At 62.9% G+C, this 5803-nt stretch carries 4 protein-coding genes; all 4 read left to right on the forward strand.

Translation table 11 applies throughout. The features are described from left to right. Window positions 1-222: 222 nt before the first annotated feature. The 4 genes from AAFX91_RS38065 to AAFX91_RS38080 all read left to right on the forward strand — a co-directional run bounded on the left by AAFX91_RS38065 (window position 223) and on the right by AAFX91_RS38080 (window position 5713). On the forward strand, window positions 223-507 hold the full coding sequence (locus tag AAFX91_RS38065; RefSeq protein WP_394569914.1) for a hypothetical protein: 285 nt from the start codon (window positions 223-225) through the stop codon (window positions 505-507). A 258-nt stretch (window positions 508-765) separates the two neighbouring features. Then, the gene (locus AAFX91_RS38070; RefSeq protein ID WP_130581376.1) at window positions 766-1323 is read left to right on the forward strand and encodes a TetR/AcrR family transcriptional regulator; all 558 of its coding nucleotides are present in this window, start codon (window positions 766-768) and stop codon (window positions 1321-1323) included. 39 nt (window positions 1324-1362) lie between these two features. Beyond that, the gene (locus AAFX91_RS38075) at window positions 1363-2559 is read left to right on the forward strand and encodes an efflux RND transporter periplasmic adaptor subunit (protein WP_394569915.1); all 1197 of its coding nucleotides are present in this window, start codon (window positions 1363-1365) and stop codon (window positions 2557-2559) included. Between the two features lie 4 nt (window positions 2560-2563). Continuing rightward, a complete protein-coding gene (locus AAFX91_RS38080; RefSeq protein ID WP_394569916.1) occupies window positions 2564-5713 on the forward strand; it encodes a multidrug efflux RND transporter permease subunit in 3150 nt (1049 codons plus the stop codon). Window positions 5714-5803 lie beyond the last annotated feature (90 nt).

Consider the following 5803-nt stretch of genomic DNA (forward strand, 5'->3'; position numbering starts at 1 on the left):
GCTTCCTCCTAAAAGAAAGCCTTGAATCACGTTCAATCTGATTTGAGAATCCCAAGAGTCCACACGGCCTAGTCTTCTCGGCTTCCGGCCGCTCGGCAATCCGGTGTGCGCCGCCGGCGCTGTAAATTGATCGGAAAGGAAGGCCAGTGTATCACGCTGCGCGAGATCTGAGCGTAGGGAAGAGAAATGGCGGCAGGGGATTTGGACGTTCTGATTCGGTCGATGGCAAAGAAGCAGGCCAAGGCGATCACTGATGCCGCCAGGAAGCAGCATGGCCGTCTGATGGGAATGGCCGTCAAGGCCAAGGACAAGGAGACCAAGGAGCGCCATAAACACCTCGCCAAGAACACGCTCGCGTCGGCAGCGGCGGCGGCGAGACGGCTGCAAATCACGGCGGAGAATGTGGCCGACAGCTATGCGCGATCGATGAAGAAGGCCGCCGAAGAAAAGCCGCCGGCGGCAAAGCCGGCCAAGGCGGCTAAGCCGGCCAAAAAGAAAAAGGGCTGACTTCGGACCCATCGCGGACGTCGCGAGCACGCGCTGGTCCGGCGAGCCCAGGCGGCGTCCGATCGAACGGATGGCGCCAAGGGAATACTTGGCGATCACAAAATACTTAAGTATTTCAATCTGTTGTGCGGGAGTTGGTTGTTTTCAACGGCCAATCCGACAACCGATGCCTCGCAATATTGCCTGCTATCAGCAAATCTTTACTTGAATTAAAACACGAACGTTCGTATTTTATCGATCGCCGATGAGGGGCGCGAATTGTCCAGGACACGCAAAATCACGACCGACGATATCCTCGATGCTGCGGAGCGGGTGGTTATCCGTCTCGGGGCCGCGGGCCTTTCGATCGATGCGGTGGCCCAGGAGGCTGGCGTCAGCAAGTCGCGGGTCGTCTACGACCATAGGTCCAAGAGCGCGCTGCTGGAGGCGTTGATCGACCGCCGCGTCAAGGCGGAGCTTGAGCGCATCGAACAGACCGTGGCGGAGAACGCCGGCACGCCGCATCCCGAACTGTTCGGCCGGATCGCGGTCGCCGAGCGGATTCCCGACGATCGGGACAAGGCGGTCGCGCTCGCGATCAGCGCCTCGATGTCGAGCGAGGAGAAGATCCAGGAGCAGATGCGCGACTGGACCCTGGCGGACTTGCGCGCGATGGCCGCGGGCCTGCGGCCGAAAGCGGCGCTGATGGCCTACCTGGCGCTGACCGGCTTTTACTGCACCGAACTCTTCGGCTTCCACCAGTGGGACGCAGCCGAGCGATCCGAAATCCTCGCAGGCATCAGGACGATCTACACGTCCTTTCCCGACGAAAGCTGATGCCGCCCACAATTCGCGGACACTCAAGGAAATCAAGAAATGTACAGCAGCAGAGCTCTGCCGCGCGTGAGGACATATCTGGCAGCGGCGGCATTCCTGGCGCTAACGATCGGTGGCGTTGCCGCGCAGCAAGGCGCGGAACTGCCTCCGCCTGCGGTCAGCGTGATCGAACTCAAAGCGCATCCCGTTCCGGTCGTGAACGAGCTTCCGGGCCGCATCGCTGCGACGCGCATCTCCGAGGTTCGCGCGCGTGTTTCCGGAATCCTTCAGGCGCGCGTGTTCACGCAGGGCACTCCGGTCAAGGAAGGCGACGTCCTTTACCGCATCGATCCGAAGCTCTTCCAGGTGCGCGTGGCGAGCGCCGAAGCCTCGCTGCGGCGTGCGAAGGCCGTTCAGCAAAATGCGAAACAGCAGTTCGAGCGCCAGAAGACCCTTCACGAGCGCGACGCCACCAGCGGCGTGAACCTGGATACGGCAACTGCGACCCTCGCCCAGGCCGATGCCGACGTCGCATTGGCCGAAGCCGCGCTCGCCGAGGCGAAGATCAATCTCGACTACACCGAGGTTCGCGCCCCGATCAGCGGCCTCATCGGCGGCGCGCTCGTCACCGAGGGCGCGCTTGTCACCGCCGACGGAACGCAGAATCTGGCGCTGATCCAGCAGGTGGATTCCGTCTATGTCGACTTCACGCAATCGGCGCAGGACCTGCTCACGCTCAAGCGCGCCGTTGAGGAGGGCAAGCTCGCCAGCCCGGCGCCGGGAGAGGCCCGGGTCGAACTCGTGTTCGACGACGGCGGCCTCTATGCGGAAGCGGGGCGGTTGCTGTTCGCCAGCGCCAGCGTCGATTCCACCACCGGGCAGGTCACTCTGCGCGCCGAATTTCCGAACCCGAAACACGACCTGTTACCCGGCATGTATGTTCGCGTGCGCATTGCGCAGGCCGTTCGCGAGGGCGCCATCACCATTCCTCAGCGTGCCGTGACCCGGGCCCGCGACGGCAAGGCGCAGGTCTACCTCGTATCGGAAGGCGGGATTGCGGAGACGCGCGACGTCGAACTTGGACAGGCACTCGGTTCGGAATGGGTCGTCGAGTCCGGCCTGAAGGAGGGGGAGCGCGTCGTCGTCGATGGCGTGCAGAAGGTCCGCTCCGGTGGCAAGGTTGTCCCCGAGCCGTGGAAGCCTGCCGATCGCGAAGCGGGAATCCCCGCCGACCAGCCGAACAACCGGGCGAGGTAATCTGATGGCTCAGTTTTTCATCAGGCGGCCGGTCCTTGCCTGGGTCTTTGCCCTGTTCATCTGCATTGCCGGTGTCATCGCGATTCCGCTCTTGCCGGTCGCGCAGTACCCCAAGGTCGCGCCGCCGCAACTGACGATTTCGACCTCCTATCCGGGGGCTTCGCCGCAGGAAATCTATCAGGGCGTCACGCGCCTGATCGAGGAGGAACTGAATGGCGCCGCCAGGTTGATGTATTTCGAATCGACGTCGGACACGTCAGGCTCGATCAGCATCAACGTATCTTTCGAGGCCGGCACCAGCATCGAGCAGGCGTCCGTCGACGTGCAGAACAGGCTGCGGCGAATTCAATCGCGACTGCCGGCAGCGGTGGCCGCGCAGGGCGTGACCGTGGAAGAGGCTTCAGCCGGCTTCCTCATAATCGTGTCGCTCACGTCCACCGATGGCAAGCTCGATGAAGTCGCGCTCGGCGACTACTTCAGTCGCAACGTGCTTGGCGAACTGCGCCGTCTTCGCGGAGTAGGGCGCGCGCAATTGTTCGCCGCTCAGCGCGCGATGCGCGTCTGGATCGATCCGGACAAGATGGTCGGCCTCGGGCTGACCGCCGCCGACATCAACGGTGCGATCATGGTGCAGAACGCCCAGGTCGCGGCCGGGCAGATCGGCGCATCGCCGAATCCGGTCACAACCGACCTGACAGCGACCGTTCTCGTCAAGGGACAGCTCGCCAACACCAAAGAATTCGGCAACATCGTGCTGCGGGCAAACCCGGACGGCAGCACGGTTCGGCTCAAGGATGTTGCCCGCCTCGAGCTCGGCGCGGAGAATTACAACTTCTCCAGTCGCCTGAACGGCCAGCCGAGCGCCGCTGTGGGCATCCAGCTTTCCGCAACCGGCAACGCGGTCGCGACGTCGCGTGCCGTGCAGGCGAAGATGGAGGAATTGTCGCGGTTCTTCCCGCAGGGCGTGAAATATTCGGTACCCTACGACACCAGTCCCTTCGTGTCCGCCTCGATCGAGAAAGTGCTGGAGACGCTGCTCGAAGCGGTCGTGCTCGTCTTCGTGGTGATGTTCGTCTTCCTGCAGAACTTCCGCTACACGCTGATCCCGACGCTGGTGGTGCCGATCGCATTGCTCGGCACCGGCGCGGTCATGCTGGCGGCGGGCTTTTCGATCAACGTCCTGACCATGTTCGCGATGGTGCTGGCGATCGGCATCCTTGTCGACGACGCCATCGTCGTCGTCGAGAACGTCGAGCGCATCATGGCGGAGGAGGGACTTTCACCGAAGGACGCCACCAAGAAGGCCATGAACCAGATCACGGGCGCCATCCTCGGGATCACGCTCGTTCTTTCTTCCGTCTTCATCCCGATGGCGTTCTTCGCTGGCTCGACGGGAATCATCTATCGCCAGTTCAGCCTGACCATGGTCGTTTCGATCCTGTTCTCGGCATTTCTGGCGCTGTCGCTGACGCCGGCGCTTTGCGCGACCTTCCTCAGACCGATCAAGCATGGTCATCATGGGAAGAAGGGGATTGGCGGCTGGTTCAACCGCAAATTCGAAGCATTGACCGATCGCTACACCGGCGCTGCCGGCGGCATCGTGCGGCGCGCCGGGCGCATGATGGTGATCTATCTCGCCCTGGTCATCGGCCTCGGTTACTTCTTCGTCAGCCTCCCCACCGCCTTCCTCCCGAACGAGGACCAGGGCTTTCTGGTCGTTGACATCCAGGGCCCGCCCGAAGCCAGCGCCAACCGGACGCTGGCGTCGATCAAGCAGATCGAGGAGATTTTCAAGACGGAGCCTGCCGTGCGCGATATCGTGGCCATTCAGGGCTTCAGCTTCTCGGGCAACGGCTCGAATGCCGCCTTGATGTTTGTGACCCTCAAGGACTGGAGCGAGCGGGGCGCGGGCCAATCCGCCCAGGCGATTGCCGATCGCGCCAACGGGCAATTGTTTGCACTAAAGGACGCGACCAGCTTCGCGCTTTCGCCGCCGCCGATAGACGGCTTCGGCACGACAGGCGGCTTCGCCTTCCGTCTTCAGGATCGCAATGGCCTGGGTCAGGCGGCGCTCACGGACGCGGCGGCCGAGCTGATGGAGAAGGCCGGCAAGAGTCCGGTGCTCGCGGGCCTTCGCATCGAAGGGTTGTCGGATGCGGCGCAGGTTCTTCTTGTTATCGATCGCGAGAAGGCCAACACGTTCGGCGTGACCTTCGCCGACATCAACAACACGATCACAGCCAACCTCGGATCGTCCTACATCAACGACTTTCCGAACGCCGGCCGCATGCAGCGGGTCATCATCCAGGCTCGGGATCACGGCCGCCTGCGGGTGGAGGATCTCCTGAAGCTCAACGTCCGCAATGCGGGCGGCGGCATGGTGCCTTTGTCCTCGTTTGCCATGGCCCAGTGGCAGAAGGGATCGCCGCAGATCGTTGGCTACAACGGCTATCCGACGGTGCGCATCGCAGGCGAGCCGGCTCCAGGTCATTCGTCGGGCGTGGCGATCGCCGAGATGGAGCGCCTCGCTTCGGAGCTGCCGAACGGCATCGGCTTCGAATGGACCGGTCAGTCGCTGGAAGAGATCAAATCGGGATCGCAGGCGCCAATTCTGTTCGGCCTCAGCATCCTCTTCGTCTTCCTGCTGCTCGCCGGCCTCTATGAAAGCTGGTCGATCCCGCTCTCGGTCATGCTCGTCGTGCCGCTCGGCGTGATCGGCTGCGTCCTGGCCGTGATGCTCCGAGGAATGCCGAACGACCTCTATTTCAAGGTCGGGCTGATCGCCATCATCGGCCTGTCGGCGAAGAACGCCATCCTAATCGTCGAATTCGCCAAGGACTACTACGCGGAAGGCAGATCGCTGGCTGACGCCGCGGTTGACGCCGCTCGCGTCCGCTTCCGGCCGATCATCATGACGTCGCTCGCCTTCACGCTCGGCGTCGTGCCGCTCGCCATCGCATCAGGCGCCAGCGCGGCCAGCCAGAACGCCATCGGCACCGGCGTTCTCGGCGGCATGATCTCCGCGACGGTTCTCGCGATCTTCTTCGTCCCTGCCTTCTTCGTGTTCGTTCTGCGCCTGCTGCGGACCAGAAGGCCGGCCGCGAACGATGACGCGGCAGCCGAGGCTCCGCTTGCGAAGCCATCTGAAGCTTAGCGGTCAGCACGGCCGGCGCTAGGCCGTGTGGACTCTTGGGATTCTCAAATCAGATTGAACGTGATTCAAGGCTTTCTTTTAGGAGGAAGC

This window comes from Bradyrhizobium sp. 31Argb (assembly GCF_043638955.1).
GTDB lineage: Bacteria > Pseudomonadota > Alphaproteobacteria > Rhizobiales > Xanthobacteraceae > Bradyrhizobium.

Bases quoted from the DNA above. Each gene is read 5' to 3' on its own strand.
- AAFX91_RS38065 (WP_394569914.1), top strand. From the start codon at position 223: ATGGCAAAGAAGCAGGCCAAGGCGATCACTGATGCCGCCAGGAAGCAG.
- AAFX91_RS38075 (WP_394569915.1), top strand. From the start codon at position 1,363: ATGTACAGCAGCAGAGCTCTGCCGCGCGTGAGGACATATCTGGCAGCG.
- AAFX91_RS38080 (WP_394569916.1), top strand. From the start codon at position 2,564: ATGGCTCAGTTTTTCATCAGGCGGCCGGTCCTTGCCTGGGTCTTTGCC.